Annotated in this window: 12 protein-coding genes and 2 tRNA genes; 4 read left to right on the top strand and 10 right to left on the bottom strand. The window is 42.4% G+C overall.

Annotation, left to right across the window (positions count from 1 at the left end):
• The first annotated feature begins 101 nt into the window (after positions 1-101).
• The gene (locus tag ACOOEY_RS09945; RefSeq protein ID WP_420388524.1) at positions 102-998 is read left to right on the top strand and encodes an MBL fold metallo-hydrolase; all 897 of its coding nucleotides are present in this window, start codon (positions 102-104) and stop codon (positions 996-998) included.
• 292 nt (positions 999-1,290) lie between these two features.
• Here the strand turns inward: ACOOEY_RS09945 and ACOOEY_RS09940 are convergent, their stop codons facing one another.
• The 10 genes from ACOOEY_RS09940 to ACOOEY_RS09895 all read right to left on the bottom strand — a co-directional run bounded on the left by ACOOEY_RS09940 (position 1,291) and on the right by ACOOEY_RS09895 (position 12,087).
• Positions 1,291-1,740, bottom strand: coding sequence for a hypothetical protein (locus ACOOEY_RS09940; protein ID WP_420388523.1), 450 nt, complete (start codon positions 1,738-1,740; stop codon positions 1,291-1,293).
• Between the two features lie 33 nt (positions 1,741-1,773).
• Positions 1,774-2,316 (bottom strand): RNA methyltransferase, encoded by a 543-nt coding sequence (locus ACOOEY_RS09935; protein ID WP_420388522.1) that lies wholly within the window; start codon positions 2,314-2,316, stop codon positions 1,774-1,776.
• A gap of 1 nt (position 2,317) precedes the next feature.
• The gene (locus ACOOEY_RS09930) at positions 2,318-3,445 is read right to left on the bottom strand and encodes an ATP-binding protein (protein WP_420388521.1); all 1,128 of its coding nucleotides are present in this window, start codon (positions 3,443-3,445) and stop codon (positions 2,318-2,320) included.
• A 165-nt stretch (positions 3,446-3,610) separates the two neighbouring features.
• On the bottom strand, positions 3,611-4,522 hold the full coding sequence (locus ACOOEY_RS09925; RefSeq protein ID WP_420388520.1) for a hypothetical protein: 912 nt from the start codon (positions 4,520-4,522) through the stop codon (positions 3,611-3,613).
• 192 nt (positions 4,523-4,714) lie between these two features.
• Positions 4,715-5,332, bottom strand: coding sequence for a porin family protein (locus ACOOEY_RS09920; protein WP_420388519.1), 618 nt, complete (start codon positions 5,330-5,332; stop codon positions 4,715-4,717).
• A 70-nt stretch (positions 5,333-5,402) separates the two neighbouring features.
• Positions 5,403-6,320 (bottom strand): hypothetical protein, encoded by a 918-nt coding sequence (locus ACOOEY_RS09915; protein WP_420388518.1) that lies wholly within the window; start codon positions 6,318-6,320, stop codon positions 5,403-5,405.
• A gap of 36 nt (positions 6,321-6,356) precedes the next feature.
• Positions 6,357-6,932: a hypothetical protein gene (locus ACOOEY_RS09910; RefSeq protein ID WP_420388517.1), complete on the bottom strand. Its 576-nt coding sequence runs from the start codon at positions 6,930-6,932 to the stop codon at positions 6,357-6,359.
• A gap of 350 nt (positions 6,933-7,282) precedes the next feature.
• On the bottom strand, positions 7,283-8,629 hold the full coding sequence (locus ACOOEY_RS09905; protein ID WP_420388516.1) for a sigma-54-dependent transcriptional regulator: 1,347 nt from the start codon (positions 8,627-8,629) through the stop codon (positions 7,283-7,285).
• Positions 8,630-8,661: 32 nt separating this feature from the next.
• Positions 8,662-11,046, bottom strand: coding sequence for a hybrid sensor histidine kinase/response regulator (locus tag ACOOEY_RS09900; protein ID WP_420388515.1), 2,385 nt, complete (start codon positions 11,044-11,046; stop codon positions 8,662-8,664).
• Positions 11,047-11,172: 126 nt separating this feature from the next.
• Positions 11,173-12,087, bottom strand: a complete 915-nt coding sequence (locus ACOOEY_RS09895; RefSeq protein WP_420388514.1) for a DUF4382 domain-containing protein — start codon at positions 12,085-12,087, stop codon at positions 11,173-11,175.
• A gap of 273 nt (positions 12,088-12,360) precedes the next feature.
• On the opposite strand from ACOOEY_RS09895, the gene mutS reads away from it, so the two are divergent.
• The 3 genes from mutS (at position 12,361) to ACOOEY_RS09880 (ending at position 15,391) form a co-directional block, all read left to right on the top strand.
• A complete protein-coding gene (gene mutS, locus ACOOEY_RS09890; RefSeq protein WP_420388513.1) occupies positions 12,361-14,967 on the top strand; it encodes a DNA mismatch repair protein MutS in 2,607 nt (868 codons plus the stop codon).
• Between the two features lie 92 nt (positions 14,968-15,059).
• A tRNA-Gly gene (locus tag ACOOEY_RS09885) sits at positions 15,060-15,132 on the top strand.
• 175 nt (positions 15,133-15,307) lie between these two features.
• A tRNA-Leu gene (locus ACOOEY_RS09880) sits at positions 15,308-15,391 on the top strand.
• The last annotated feature ends 111 nt before the right edge of the window (positions 15,392-15,502 follow it).

The raw sequence follows: 15,502 nt of genomic DNA, 5'->3' as shown, positions 1-15,502 counted from the left end.
AATACCAAAAAGGGCCAACAAGCGCTTTATCTAAACTTTCAATTACATAAGTGGTTGGTACTTGGAGTACTAACCATGTAATTTCAGGTAAAATCAAACCCATGCTCAACAGACGTCACTTTATTCAGAAATCAATCATTGGCACTGCAGGCTTAAGTCTGTCTTCTCCATTGATGAAACTCCTGTTTCAAAACTCGTATCAGATGGAAATGCTACGTAATAACGTGGGCATCTTTACAGAAAGAGGAGGCACTATTGCCTATATGATTACCAATGAGGGAATTGCAGTGGTTGACTCTCAGTTTCCAGATCAGTCTCAACACTTGATTGATGAGATTAAAAAGCAGTCGGAGAGAAAGATTGACCTGTTGGTTAATACCCATCACCATGGTGACCACACTGCCGGAAATATTTCCTTCAAGGGAATAGTGAATAAGGTAATGGCCCACGAAAACTCTATGCTGAATCAGAAGCGAGGGGCTGAAGCCAGAGGAGGTCTTGACAGTCAATTGTTGCCAGATACAACTTATAGAAGTGGATCGTTCAGAGAGAAAGTGGGTGGCGAGCGTATTGCCATGCACTACTTTGGACCTGGCCATACCAATGGTGATTCTTTTGTGCACTTTGAAAATGCGAATATTGTCCATTGTGGTGACATGTTGTTCAATCGTAGAGTGCCTTTTATCGACAAAACCGCTGGGGCTAATATCACCAACTGGCAGGAGGCACTGGAGAAAGCCTATAACACCTTTGATGGAGATACCCTCTTTGTGTATGGACATTCGGGAGATGGCTATGAAGTGAAAGGAGGCAGAGAAGACTTGAAGGCTTTTCAAAACTACCTGGCCAAGGTCATGGAATTTGTGAAGAAGGGACAAGCCGATGGAAAGTCTAAAGAACAATTGGCCGAGGCCACTGAGATTCCTGGAGCTCCTGAGTGGAAAGGAGGACAGTCAAGAGCTGTTGCCGCTGCCTGGACCGAGTTGTTTGAGGAGTAACCCCTCCGCCCTAAAGGGCATCTCTCCTAGGAGGGAGGGGTAGTAGTGAGTATCTAGTACCTAGTATTGAGACTTGATTCAAGAAGCGTTCATTAAGTACCAGTAAATAGCATTATTCTCAAAAGAATTAATCACAGGCTTAATGCTATACCTTTTGTGTTGAATAACCAGGATGAATGCTTGTAGGGTTTTATAAATATTTTAGCGCCTATAGCTAATCCTAATATGTAGCTTATAATTCCCGCTACTATTCCGGCCATTAGTCTAGGTACTATGTACTCCATACTCCATACTATTTCACCGGTGCATACGGATTAATCTCTTTCAGCTTTTCTTCCAGCGCTCGAAGGTCTTTGAGTCGCATCCAGCTTACTTTGATTCGGTGTTTTCTCAGCTTGTCATCCTCGTCTAACACATTCAGGCCAATGTGAAAGTGGTCTGTCTCGAAATAGCTGTCGAAGTTATATTTAGTGATTAAAAGGGAGTGCTGTTTTTTAGAAAATAATTTCTGAGTGTTGATGACCATTCCACCATCTGCTTCCGCAGCATGAATATAGATGGGCCAGTTTACAAAAGAAGACATAAAACCAAAGAGCGGTGCAAAGGCTGCCAGTAGTACCAGGTTGGGAAGGTCAGGGGCAATAATGAACTTGTAGATGAACATGAATACCACAAAGAAACCATAGAAATACAGCAGATACTTGAATCTGTTGACTTTGCCTTTATTGTTAATGTCTTTCATTGATATTTGAGTTATGGGCTGAAAATACAGGAATTATACTTCTGAACCGAATTTCAGCTTACTCAGAATATCCCATAAAACCACTCCCATGCTTACGCTGACATTGATAGAATGTTTGGTGCCAAATTGCGGGATTTCAAGGCATAGATCAGCCGATTTTACGATGTCTTCCTCAACCCCAAAAACTTCGTTGCCAAAGACCAGGGCGAGTTTTTCTTCTGGCTGAGGCTCAAAGGTCTCCAGAGAAATGCTCTTATCGGCCTGCTCTACTGCGGCAATTTTATAGCCTGCCTCTTTCAGTGATTGGCAAGCGTCTGAAGTAGTTTCAAAATACTGCCAGTAGACAGAGTCTGTGGCGCCAAGTGCTGTTTTATGGATTTCCCGGTGCGGGGGCTGAGCCGTAATACCACAGAGATAAATGCCTTCAATGGCAAAGGCGTCAGCTGTGCGAAAAGCAGACCCAACATTGTGCATGCTTCTTATATTATCCAGTACCAGAATGATGGGGTTCTTCTCCTGTTCTTTAAAAGTTTCCAGGTCGGGGCGGTTAAGCTCTTCGTTGCTGATTTTACGCATCTTATTTGGCGTTTAGTAGTTGACAAATTTGGCCGATTGACATAACCTCTACATCATGAGCAAGTTTATAGTTATCATTTCCCGGGTATATGATCAATTTTCTTTCAGCTTGTACATCCTCAGCACCTGAATAAAAACCCTTTTCCACTTTAGGCGTTAGACTGCGTTTTACTTCCAGAGCCCATACTTTCTTTGGGCTGAACTCTATGACAAAATCAATCTCAGCTCCACCACCTGCCCGATAAAAATAGTAACGACAACCTTCAGGTAATGAAACTATGAGGTTCTCTATAACAAAGCCTTCCCAACTGGCTCCTAAAATCGGATTGCTCAGCAGCATTTCCATATTTTTGATCTGTAGAAGAGCATGCATTATGCCTGAGTCTCTAATATATATTTTAGGGCTTTTAACGAGACGTTTACCTTCATTTTTATGCCAGGCAGGTAGCCTTCGAACAAGCAGTAAATCGACCAGTAAGTCGATATAGTTGGCAATTGTTTTGGAGTCAACGCCTAAAGACCTGGCAAGCTTTGATGCATTGAGTATTCCACTTTGTTCATAGGCAAGCATCGTCCAGAAACGTCTTAGTGTTTCCGAAGGTATTTTTGGTCCTAAGAGAGGGATATCTCTCTCAATGTATGTTTTAATAAAGTTCTCTCTCCATTTGAAACTATTATAATCATTGCTGGCCAAAAAGCTTTCTGGAAAACCACCCCTCAGCCAAAGTTTATCCAATTCTGAAGCTTCTACTTCGGCATAGTTTAAAGGATTGAGATTGACATAGGCAATTCTGCCTGCCAGACTTTCTCCGCTTTGTTTCAATAGGTCTAAAGAGGCGGAACCAAGTAGAAGATAAGACCCGGCTTTCTTTCCCTGTCGTCTGTTTTCATCAATTAAGCCTCTTAGAATACTGAATAGGCCCGGTGCCCGGTGAATCTCATCTAGTATAACCAGCTTGTCTGAGTGTCTCGAGAGGTAGTCTTCCGGTTCAGAGATTTTAGCCTTGTCTCTTGGCGATTCCAGATCTAAATAAATAGAATCTTGCTCTTTGGCCAATTCAATAGCCAAAGTAGTTTTGCCTACCTGTCGCGGCCCAAGAATGGCAATAGCCGGAAAAATAGATAACATTTTCTGTATATTCTGATATTCAGATCTTAGAATCATCCTTGCAAATTCGGAATTCAATTCCAAATTTGCAAGGTTAAATGAGCCGAGGTTATATAAAAAAGAAGCCCGACTCTCCAGCCGGGCCTCCGTCCCGAAGGGCTTCGGGACTCCTCAACACCAATCAACTCATATCTTTTTAGAGATCACCAGGTACTTTGAAATTTTCCAGAAGGCCTCCGGATCGGTGATTTCCAATACTTTTTCTGATTCGCTTTCGCCAGGTACAATCTGATAAGATCCCTGAGGGTGGTTGCTTACCAGACTCAATGAGGCAGCTTCAATTCTCAGGGTTTGCATGTTTCTGCGATCAACAGTCATGAATGCTTTTTCGTCAGCTTCTTCCTGCAGAGCTACTCTTTTTCCAAAAAGGCCCAGGAAACCACCTTCTTTGGCTACTACTCCCTTAGACTCCAGGTCCTCGAAGGTTCCAATGGCCAGGAAGCTTTTGTTCAACTCACTATTCTGAGCAGTCAGTTGCTGCACTTCAAGGGCTCTCAATTCCAGATTTTCCAATTGTGCGTTGATGGTTCTGTTCAAAGAGTCTTGCTCAGTAATCATCATGGCTAAGGTTTCATCCTTTTTGCTTAATTCAGCCTTTAAAGTGCTGATCACTTCTGCGCGCTCTTTCAAGTCAGCTTGCAGTCCGTTAATGCGTTTCTCAAATACACCCAATTTCAGGTTGGAGCTTTTGGCCTCATCTTCCAGTCTCAACAAGTCCTGCTTGCTGCGAAAAATCAAATCATCTATCATACTGATCTCCTTAAAAATTTTCTCATTATTTCTTCTGTCAAGTCGATCATTACCCTGGTGTTGAATCAGGTTTTCTCTTTCCAGAATGTCACCGATTTGATCTTCGACTTTATCGTACAGTGAGAGCATGTCTTCAAATGCCGATTCTTTTTGGATCATCTGGCTTTCCAGTTGATTGTACTGGCTGCTGAGTACTTCTTTTTTTTTGGTTACAGAAGAGATTCCGAACCACATGGCGATGGTGAGCGCTCCGAGCAAAACCATGCCTACTTTCATTGTTTGTTTCATCTTACTTATGTTTAAAAGGGTTGCTAAAAAATTTCAATTCAATTCCCCGTGGGAAAAAGTGATGAAACTCTCGTATGGGCTGGTTGGTGGCTTGTGGTTCGGCCTTTCGACACACATATAACGAAAAGCTTAGTTATTAGTATGTCTGAGACCTTAGGTTCGAGGAAAAAGTGGCCTTTCGACCACTTTTATCTAGTTCAAACCTAAACCTAAACTCAGGGTCAAAGCCGAGTTTTTGGCATTTTCAGTCGCCTGACCTGCAAAAGATCCATCACGACCGATTTCTCTCATACCGTAGTTGTATCTGAGACCTATGTGTCCACCGGTAAAACCGAGTGAAAGACCCACTGCCGCACCATAGTCTACAGTATTGAAATCGTCTCTATCTAGTTCGGCAATCTGATTAATGTTGCCGTCACTGTCTACATCTTTGACATTAGCTCCTACAAGCAGGCCTAAGTAAGGACCGCCATGTATTTCCAGCGGACCGGCTTTGATACTCAACATGACAGGCATTTTGATGTAGTTCAGATTAAACCTGTAATGTCCGCTTCCCTGAAGGAAGTTATCGTATTGAGCTGCGGCACCTTTCTGGCTATACAGTAGCTCATGTCTGATGCCTAGTCCGCCTGGAGCACCCCATCGGTTATAAATACCAATGTTGAGCCCTAGCTTTGAATTCTCATCGTCTACATTGTCGATGTAAAGGTTCGACATATTAGCACCGATGATCAGTCCTCCCTGTGCTTTTGCTGAGCTTACACCAAGCAGCAGCAGTGGAAGTATTAGTATAATTAGTCGCTTTTTCATGATTGATATGTTTTGGTTTTAGTTGGTGCGGCCTGCACTAATGGAGGCCGCACCGATCTATGTTTAGGAATTATCCTTTGGTTGTAACCACCAGATAATTCGAGATTTCCCAGAACTTCTTAGGGTCAGTTACTTTCAGGTACTTTACCCCTTCTTCAATTTCGTCTTGCACAATGGTATAAGAACCTTCAGGGTGCTCAGTGACCAGTTCGAACTTGTCAGCCTCAATTTTGAGTTCTGAAAAGTCTCTCATGTCGGTTTCCACGAACTTGTCTGCTTCTACAGTTGCCTTCAGGTCAATTGTTCTACCTATCCAAAGGAAACCACCCTCTTTGTCTACAAGTCCCTGCTCTTTCAATTGCTTATAGCTTCCGACAGCATAGTGCACCTTATTCAGGTTGTCGTTATTGTTGACCAGAATGTCGATCTCTTTATCTTTTTCTGTAATCAATTGCTTTTGATTGGCCGCCTGGATTTTAACCGAGTCATACTTGACAGCAAAGACTTCCAGCTCTTTGTTCTTCTGGTCTACCTCAGCTTTTAGCGTTGTTATTGTCTCGCGTTGTTCGTCCAGCATGGTCGATAGCTTATCAATTCTGTTCTTAAAGGCACCCATTTCTATATTGCTCTTTTTGAGTTGGGCCTTCAGGTTTTGAATGGATTGATTGGACTCTTTCACAAGGCCGTCAATCAATTTTAATTCAGCGATCAACTGGTCTTCTGTCTTATTGCCTTCATTAGAGGTGCTTACAACCAGGTTTTCACGTCTGGTGATTTCTGCTACCTGCTCTTCGGCATTGTTGAGCATGTTGATTAGCTCATTGTAGGTAGAGTCTCTGCGCGCCATCTCGTTTTCCATATTTTGAATGGTTTGAGATTGAGCGGCTATCTTCTCTTCGTCTTTTTTATTACAGCTGCTCAGGATCACTGTTGCTCCAAGCATCAGGGCCACAGGCAGTTTAATTCGGGTTAATAATTGCTTTTTCATGGTTCAATTTTTTAGGTATGGTTTATACTTTGGTTTCTAAAAGAATACTTTGACGCCAAATCCCGGGTCGATACCGAAGTAGGCATTTCCGGTTGTGGCTACTTCAAAGAAAGGTTTGACATCGAGGCTTAATGCCAGAGGTGTATCAGGAATCATCATTTCCAGACCGAGAATAAAGTCTACACCCAGTCCAAATGCATCATCATCATTATCAAATCTGTTTCGGTCTACACCCAGATTGGAGTCTGACTGGAACACGGCATGTCCACCGAAACCATAGTAGAGATCTACATAATCTGAATCGAATGGTGAAGCGTATTTTTCAGAGAGTCCGGTAATACTAAATGAGTTATATCCGAATCCGAGAATTGCTTCAAAAGCATTGCCTTTTGGGTTGAAGTGTTTGTAGGTAATTCCTGTTGTACCAATTGCTCTTATACCCAGTGCATTGATGCCATAATTATTGGCGATTTGCAGCTTTGGGTCACTTACACCTGTAGTATCTCCTTCAGGTGTTCCGTTTAATGTTGAGGCTTGAACTTTGTTAGCCGTACTCATCAAGGCTATTACCATGATGGCTACTCCTAAAATTGTTATGGCTGATTTTTTCATGTTTTCTGGTTTTCGATTTTGTACTTGTTTAAATGCCAAAATGAAACCAAAACGAAAAAAAGATGTAAACAACTGACTTACAGCAGTTTGAACAATGATGAAATAAAAAAGCCTCTACTTTTGAGAGGCTTTTTTTCAGTTTGACAAGATTTGTGCGGGGTCCAAAAATGAGCTGGTGCTGTGTGCTTTAGCGCTTTTCACTTTTGCATTGGAGATCCTTAAAGATGTTTACGATATACGAAGTCTGATTGACATCAAGCATAAATCTATAATCATACATTATCTCATTAATGATTTCAGCCTACGTTTGCTTGATTACTATCAGGTAGCGACTACACACAAGACTTTAGTTACATCTCTTTGAGCATTCTATAAATCGTAGACTGCCCGATGTCCAGCTTTTGAGCGACCAGCTTAATATCATCATCATAGGTCTTAAGATATTGCTTAACAATACGCTGATTATATTCTTTGAGGGTCATTTCTTCACCGGAGAACTCTGCAACAATATCCTTGGTACCGAACGAGATGTCATTTGCCTGGATAGTGTCTTCTTCTGACATGACAACCGCTAGTTCTACCACTGATTTAAGCTCTCTGATATTGCCCGGGTAGCCATAGCCCATCAGCTTTTTGTTGGCTTCGGAACTCAGTTTCTTTTCAGGCATTCCATTCTCCTTGCAGAACAGGCTCATGAAGTGACGGGCAAGCAGTAAGATATCTTTCCCTCTTTCTCTCAGTGGTGGCAGATTGATGGTAAGTCCGAATAGTCTGAAATATAAATCTTCTCTGAAATTCCCTTCTTTCACCTCACTGAGCAGGTCTTTATGAGTGGCCGCTATAATTCTGCAGTCGATCTTGATGGTGTCTTTTCCTCCTACCCGAACGATTTCCTTTTCCTGAAGTGCGCGAAGGATTTTGGCCTGGAGTGTTTTATCCATTTCCCCCATTTCATCCAGAAAGAGGGTACCCCCCTTAGCCTGTTCGAACTTTCCGATATGACGACTGGCAGCACCGGTAAAAGCTCCTTTTTCGTGACCAAAAAGCTCACTCTCGGCCAACTCCTTCGGTATGGCACTCATGTTCACGGCCACAAAGGGGTTATCCTTTCTATTGGAATTGTAATGTATAGCCTTAGCCACTACTTCCTTACCAGTCCCTGTCTCTCCATTAATAATGACTGAGATATTGGTGGTAGTGGCTTTTTTCAGTAGATGGAATACTTTTTTGAGGGGGTCACTCTGGCCGATGATCGACTTTTGAAAGTCATACTTCTCCTGTACCTCAGTTTGTAGAACTTCGATACGTTCTTCAAGGTCTGAACGCTCACGAATGTGCTTGATCACATTGTGGAGGCGCTCTTTAATGTCTTTTGTCTTGGCGATATAATCGAAAGCGCCTGATTTCAACAGGCTCACAGCCGTTTCAATCTCGCTCTGTTCACTGATTACTATTACCGCAGTACCTGGTGAAATAGCCAGTACCTTCTTAAGTAACTCTTCACCATTCGTATCAGGAAGCCGGTAGTCAAGGGTTAAGACATTAGGCTTCTCTTTCTTGACCGCTTCTAAAAGCGAATTCCCGTCTTCAAAAGCCTGCACTTTAAAGTCGGGATTTAATTCCAGTGTATACACTAAAAGCTTTCTGTACCAGTCGTCATCATCGACAACAAAAATGGAGTAAGAACTACTGTTCATTGAAAGGTGGTTTGGTTGTTGAATTTAGGTACTTATGACTGAGTTTCTAAGTCATTTTTGATCAAGGAGTAAATTTCATTGACTACATCTATTTGCTGGTTAATGTCATCAAATGATGATCGGTCTGCCATTTTCTGAAGCTTCTCCAATGCACTGACCAGCGAATTGGCACTTAGGTGTCTGGCCGGAGGTAGCATCTTATGGGCTTCCTCCTTAATGCCGGATCTTATTTTGAGCTCGGTTGCTTTTCTTAAATTCTTCAGACTTTTAGAAGCACTGATTCTAAACGTGTTGATCATGTCATCGACAAAATCCTTGTCGCCAATCGATTTCAGTGTACTTAAGTCGTATAGAGATTCTCCGTTCATAAAGGATGAATGGTTTTTTGTTAATGGATTCGGTTTTGAGGTTAGCCTGACGATGGTCTCTAAGAATTCCTGCTCATCGAAAGGCTTGCGCATGATTTCATTAAAGCCTGAGTCTTTGCTCAGCTCCGCTTCATGAGTTGAAATGGTGGCGGTTAAAGCCAGCATCGGAATTTTCGCATTTTGCGATTTGGAATCGCGCATAATCTCTACGATTTCGAAACCACTATAGCCTGGCATTTTAACATCCAGTATGGCCAGATCAAAGCTTTCCTCTTGTAGCGCCTTGAGCGCTCTGGTACCGTCATTGGCTGCAGTGAGTTGAACATCGTGGCCTTTGAAGACCGCTTCCAGTAACTTCAGGTTGAAGGGTTCATCATCGGCAATAAGGATTTTCAGGTCTTTTAAATGTATTTCTTCGGATTTAGAGTCCTGATGCCTGATGTCTTCTTCTTTTCCTATCTCATAAGGGATGTAAAGGATAATTTCCGTGCCTACTCCTGTTTCGCTGTTAATCTTTAGCCTTCCGTCATGAAGGTTGAGGATCATGCTTGTAATGGCCAGCCCCAGACCGGTTCCTTTTCTCTGGTCTGAGGTACTTGCCTGCTCGAACTCTTCGAAGATTTTCTGCTGCTTATCTTCAGCAATACCTACTCCGGTATCTTTTACAGAGATTTTGAGGGTTACTTTCGATCCTTTTTTCTGCTCAATACCTGCGCTCAGGGTGATGGATCCCTCATCTGTGTATTTCAATGCATTGTGGACGAGGTTGGTGATCATCTGACGCAGTCGGTGCGGATCCCCATTGACATATTTAGGTACTGATTCAAATTCAGTTTTAAGCTTAATGCCTTTGGTAGAAGCCTTCTCCTCGAATATTCGGATAACCTCAAAGAGTGTTCCCCTGACATCGAAAATCTCTTTATCGAGAGTCACCTTATTGGCCTGAAGCTTAGACAGGTCGAGGATATCATTGAGTAAATGTATGAGGTGGTCAGAAGAGTTTTTCACTACTTCCAGCTGATCGCGTTGCTCAGCAGACATGTCTGATTTGAGTAATTGATTGGTGAACCCGGCAATCGCATTCATTGGGGTTCTTATTTCATGACTCATATTAGCCAGAAAGCGTTCTTTGGCGTGGGCTAAGTCTTCTGCGTTTCGCTTGGCTGCCCTCAGTGCCTGTTGATATTTTTTGTTACGGGCCAGATAGTTAATCTGTGTGATGATTGTAATCAGTAACAGTATGCTTGTCAGGGTGGAAAAGACTACAATTTCATTGTTGGTGTCACGGGCCATCGTCTCTGCGCCTCGCACATTCATTTGGTCATTTTCCAACTCAAATGCTTCCAGTTGATTAATGAGTAAGACAATATCGTCTTGTAAACCGGCTGCTTCATCATTGAGCTGGGCTAGCCTGGTTCTTAAAACATTATCCTGTCGGTTACTTTCAGACCTGGCATTGGCCAATTCATCCAGAATTTCTTTCTGAACTCTTTCAGATTGACTTGGAGTAGTGGTTGTGTCTTTCTTTCTGCGGGTAAATATTCTGCCGAGAAATCCTTTTTTCTCTTCTTCGACCGTGTCTTCTTCTATGGTTTGAGGAATGCTTTCGATCTTTTTGGCCAGATCGTCCAGGGTGCTTTCCAGTATGTCGGAGTTGAGTGCTCCAATTTGAGTTTGAACTTTGGCCCATTGGTTTACCAGGGTAGAAAGGGAATCATAGAGCCCAACGACTCTATCGTCTGTCATGGCATTTTTGAGCGAATCAATGAGATAAATACTTTCATCAAGGGCATTATTGAAGGATTTCATTAATCCCGGCTTTGGCTCATTTCTGTAGGTGTCAATGCTTCTTTCCATTTCGTTAATGTAGAAGGACACTTCATTGAGTATCAATAAATTGTAGTTAGGTTGAACACTCTCTTCCAACTCTACAACCATCTTATCCAGTTTTGTATATGCCTTATATCCCATGATGAGGATAATGATGGTAGTTATTGGCAGAGCAATGTTGATCGTCCAGGCGAGCGTCCTTCTGTTAACAATTTTCATGGAGTTCTTTGAGATGACAGCGCAAATTAAAAAATGACACTTACATCAAGATAACCTCCAAACCTGTACGATTGTTGTTTTTTAAAAAAAGCCCGATCCAAATTCAGACCGGGCTTTATTTATTTTCTAGAATATGTCGATCAAAAGGTTGGTAATGGCTCTCGCTTCTACGCTGAATACAGACATTACTTCTCCATTAATTTCTACTTCTACCGTAGTGGCAGATTCAAACTGCATGTCATTTGTAATAGCATCTTCCTGATACTTGGCTACTACCAGCTCATATTCACCTTCTGGCATAAAAGCCAGCGTGAAATTACCTGTAGAAGAAGCTACTGCACTGTTGATAGAACCTTCAAATCTTGATTCACCTTCGGCTGGTTCGTCCATTTCCGATTCATTATAAGTTCCTTCGAGGTATGCATATACTACTACTTTGTCAGCGTCTTGCATATCACTCATGTCTACAGTACCCTGAATTGAACCGGATTCTGCTTTAGAGATCAATCTGGCCGTAGGTCTTAAGTTAAAGTCACCGTTGCCTTGTTGAACGAGTGCTTTTCTCAAATCTACATCTAGTACTACTTCTGAGATACCATTGGCCATTACTTCAAAATCACCGAAGATTTTATATCCTGAGCTTGAACCGCTTGGTACGTCAATTTGCTGTGTGGTATTATCAGTAAACTCTACCCAGGCTTCTGATCCACTGGTAAGAATCAATCTTACCTCATCATAGGCACCAGCATCAAGTTCAGTTTGTCCTAAGAACTTGGTCTGTCCGTTTTGGTAAGCCATTAAGTCGAAGGTTTCAGGCTCTTCAAACATGATAGAATTTTCAACTGATCCGTTAGCGATAATTTGGAGCTCGTCTACTGATAGATAAACTCCTGAAATATTTTCAGCATCTACTGCGGCATCTGTTGCTTCAAAACTGGCTGTACCAGTTCCATTCATCTCGCTGTCATTATCGTCACAACTTGTAAAAGCGAAACCTGTGGTAATGACTAGTGCTGCAATTAATGTTTTTATAGTCTTCATTGTTCTGGAATTTAGTTTTTCAATTTTGATGTGCCATTCTATGTTCCAAAGCAATGCCATTGAATTAATCATACTGTAAATCAGTGTGTTATAGATTTAAGGAGGTGCTTTTTTCTATCAATGAGAGAAATTCACTTTCATTTTGACAAGAATTGATAGAGACAGGAACGCGATCTTAGGAAGGCGCGAATAATTGAGCCTTTCAACATTAGATTGGCTCTGGGAATTTTCTATTTTTGACCTTCGAACTGGTCAACAATCATCATTTTTTGCATGGCAAAGGCTAAATCTCCGAGCGAAACTCCTTTAATGAAACAGTACAACGCCATCAAGGCGAAGTACCCTGGTGCTCTATTACTCTTCAGGGTTGGAGACTTCTATGAAACCTTTGGTGAAGATGCCATTAAGGCCAGCAAAGTGCTGGATATAGTTTTGACCAAAAGGGCCAATGGAGCGGCAAGTCATATTGAACTGGCTGGCTTCCCTCACCATTCCCTCGACTCTTACCTGCCCAGGCTGGTGCGTGCGGGGAATAGGGTGGCTATCTGCGATCAGTTAGAAGACCCTAAGTCAGTTAAAGGAATAGTTAAGAGAGGTGTTACTGAATTGGTAACTCCGGGCCTTTCTTTCAACGATAATGTGCTGGAGCAGAAGCGCAACAATTATTTATGCTCTCTCTATTTTGACAAAGACAGTATTGGTGCTGCTTTTCTCGATTTGTCGACTGGTGAGTTTATGACCGCTGAAGGTGCTCCCGGCTATATTGACAAGCTTATTCAGGGACTAACACCTTCCGAGTTTATTTTTTCAAAAGCACAGAGGAGCCAGTTTGAGAGTCATTTCAGAGATAACTTCAATACTTATCATATTGATGACTGGGTTTATGCCTTTGACTTTGCCTATGAAAAACTGACCGGACATTTTGCTACTTCTTCCCTCAAAGGTTTTGGTATCGAGGAAATGAAATTAGGTATTGTGGCTGCGGGAGGTATTCTGCATTATCTCGAAGATACTGAGCATAAGGAAGTGAGCCACATCGCCAATATCAGCCGCATTGAGGAAGATAAGTACGTTTGGCTAGATAAGTTCACCATTAGAAACCTGGAGCTGATTCATCCACAACATCAGGGCGGTGTTCCGCTCATCGATATTCTGGATAGAACACTTACACCGATGGGTTCCCGACTGATGAAGCGCTGGATGGTATTGCCTTTAAAGGAACTCAAAAGAATTGAAGACAGACTTTCTGTGGTTGACGCTTTCTCGGAGAATACAGATTTGAGAGAGTTGGTGGCTGAGCACCTTGAACAGATTAACGACCTGGAGAGACTTATTTCAAAAGTGGCGGTGGGGCGAATTAATCCTAAGGAACTGCTACAGTTGAGAAGGTCGCTTGAACATATAGAGCCCATTAGGAAATCACTGGAGGAAACGGGTTTCGAAGCTCTTCAGCATTTAGCCAGGCAACTGGATGTGTGTACTGATTTGATCGACCGTATTACCAATGAATTGAAGGATGATGCTCCCATGCTCACTAATCAGGGAGGCATTATTAAAGAGGGAATCGATAAAGAGCTGGACGAACTACGGGCTATTGCTTTCAGTGGGAAGGATTACCTGATTCAAATTCAGCAAAGAGAGATTGAGAATACAGGCATAACTTCCTTGAAAATTGCCTACAATAAGGTCTTTGGTTATTATCTCGAAGTAAGCAATACGCATAAGGATAAGGTGCCTGAAAACTGGATCCGAAAGCAGACGCTGGTCAATGCGGAGCGCTATATTACTGAAGAGCTGAAGACCTACGAAGAGAAAATCATAGGAGCTGAAGACCAATATAAGGTCATTGAGCAGCGCCTATTTGCAGAACTGGTTGCGTTTGCCGGTGATTATGTAGCACAGATTCAACAGAATGCCCGCTACATAGCTATGATCGACTGCCTTATTTCCTTCGCTATCGTTGCTAAACAAAATAACTACTGCCGTCCTCAGCTCAACGATAAAATGGTGATCGACATTCATGAAGGCAGACACCCTGTTATCGAGAAGCAATTACCGGTGGGGGAATCGTACGTGCCTAATGATGTTTCTCTCGATGATCACAATCATCAGATTTTGATTATTACAGGGCCTAATATGGCCGGTAAGTCGGCATTGCTGAGACAAACTGCACTTATCATTCTCATGGCTCAGATGGGGAGTTATGTGCCGGCTTCCAAAGCGATTCTCGGTATTACAGATAAGGTATTTACCCGGGTAGGAGCAAGCGATAATCTCTCTAAAGGAGAGTCAACCTTTATGGTGGAGATGACAGAAACTGCCAGTATTCTCAATAACCTATCCAACAGATCTCTGGTGTTGATGGATGAAATTGGCCGTGGTACCAGTACTTACGATGGTATTTCCATTGCCTGGTCCATTGTAGAATACCTCCATAATCATGATAAGTTTAAGCCGAAGACCCTTTTCGCGACTCATTATCATGAACTGAATCAGCTGGAAGAAGATTTTCCGGCCATCAAGAACTACAATGTTTCGGTGAAAGAGGTAGGGGATAAGGTCATTTTCATGCGTAAGCTGAAAAAGGGAGGAAGCGAGCACAGTTTTGGTATTCACGTGGCCCAAATGGCCGGCATGCCTAATCAGGTTGTTATTCGCGCGGCAGAGATTATGCAGCACCTGGAAAAAGATAAGATCCGAAATAAGAGTGATGAAAAGATCAAGTCTATTCCTAAGAACAATTACCAGATGACTCTTTTTGAGGCTGACCCGGCATTCAAGGAAATTAAGGAGCTGTTGGAGAATCTGGACATTAATACCATATCTCCGGTTGAGGCTTTATTGAAGCTAAATGAGATTAAAGGGAAACTGAAGAAGTAAATTTTTTTCAATACCCGTTGCAAATTCAAACCCCTTAGTTAAATTTGCACTCCCATTCGCAATAAGAGCGAAATAAAGGGTTGAAATTATAAGCGAGAGTAGCTCAGCTGGTAGAGCACGACCTTGCCAAGGTCGGGGTCGCGGGTTCGAATCCCGTCTCTCGCTCAATAGCTCAAAAGCGTGTTCATCACGCTTTTTTAGTTTTAAACCAGCCGTAAGATTCCATGCCATATGGCGGAAAGTAAAGGTGAGACTCGAACAGAGCTAATGTAAACAAGTATTTAAAGTCTGGTTCAGGCAGAGAATACATCAAAAATATTACAACTACCAAGTAGTTGAAGCCGGAGTGGTGGAATTGGTAGACACGCAAGACTTAAAATCTTGTGACCCTCGGGTCGTGCGGGTTCAAGTCCCGCCTCTGGTACAGAAGCCTCGTCAGTTTGATGGGGCTTTTGTTTTTGCCCTAATTCTGTTTTCTGCCCGTCCTATTACAGTCCCCTTTTGCCTTGACAGAGTATCACTTTATTAAATGGTA

Origin of the sequence: Roseivirga sp. (assembly GCF_965216855.1) — a bacterium.
In the GTDB taxonomy this organism is placed as follows: Bacteria; Bacteroidota; Bacteroidia; order Cytophagales; family Cyclobacteriaceae; genus Roseivirga.
The sequence above is the reverse complement of the archived record's forward strand: the minus strand, read 5'-3'. Positions and strand labels throughout refer to the sequence as shown.

What these genes read in the sequence shown, in the direction of transcription:
- ACOOEY_RS09945 (WP_420388524.1), top strand. Translation starts at nt 102, where the DNA reads ATGCTCAACAGACGTCACTTTATTCAGAAATCAATCATTGGCACTGCA.
- ACOOEY_RS09940 (WP_420388523.1), bottom strand. Translation starts at nt 1,740, where the DNA reads ATGAAAGACATTAACAATAAAGGCAAAGTCAACAGATTCAAGTATCTG.
- ACOOEY_RS09935 (WP_420388522.1), bottom strand. Translation starts at nt 2,316, where the DNA reads ATGCGTAAAATCAGCAACGAAGAGCTTAACCGCCCCGACCTGGAAACT.
- ACOOEY_RS09930 (WP_420388521.1), bottom strand. Translation starts at nt 3,445, where the DNA reads ATGTTATCTATTTTTCCGGCTATTGCCATTCTTGGGCCGCGACAGGTA.
- ACOOEY_RS09925 (WP_420388520.1), bottom strand. Translation starts at nt 4,522, where the DNA reads ATGAAACAAACAATGAAAGTAGGCATGGTTTTGCTCGGAGCGCTCACC.
- ACOOEY_RS09920 (WP_420388519.1), bottom strand. Translation starts at nt 5,332, where the DNA reads ATGAAAAAGCGACTAATTATACTAATACTTCCACTGCTGCTGCTTGGT.
- ACOOEY_RS09915 (WP_420388518.1), bottom strand. Translation starts at nt 6,320, where the DNA reads ATGAAAAAGCAATTATTAACCCGAATTAAACTGCCTGTGGCCCTGATG.
- ACOOEY_RS09910 (WP_420388517.1), bottom strand. Translation starts at nt 6,932, where the DNA reads ATGAAAAAATCAGCCATAACAATTTTAGGAGTAGCCATCATGGTAATA.
- ACOOEY_RS09905 (WP_420388516.1), bottom strand. Translation starts at nt 8,629, where the DNA reads ATGAACAGTAGTTCTTACTCCATTTTTGTTGTCGATGATGACGACTGG.
- ACOOEY_RS09900 (WP_420388515.1), bottom strand. Translation starts at nt 11,046, where the DNA reads ATGAAAATTGTTAACAGAAGGACGCTCGCCTGGACGATCAACATTGCT.
- ACOOEY_RS09895 (WP_420388514.1), bottom strand. Translation starts at nt 12,087, where the DNA reads ATGAAGACTATAAAAACATTAATTGCAGCACTAGTCATTACCACAGGT.
- mutS (WP_420388513.1), top strand. Translation starts at nt 12,361, where the DNA reads ATGGCAAAGGCTAAATCTCCGAGCGAAACTCCTTTAATGAAACAGTAC.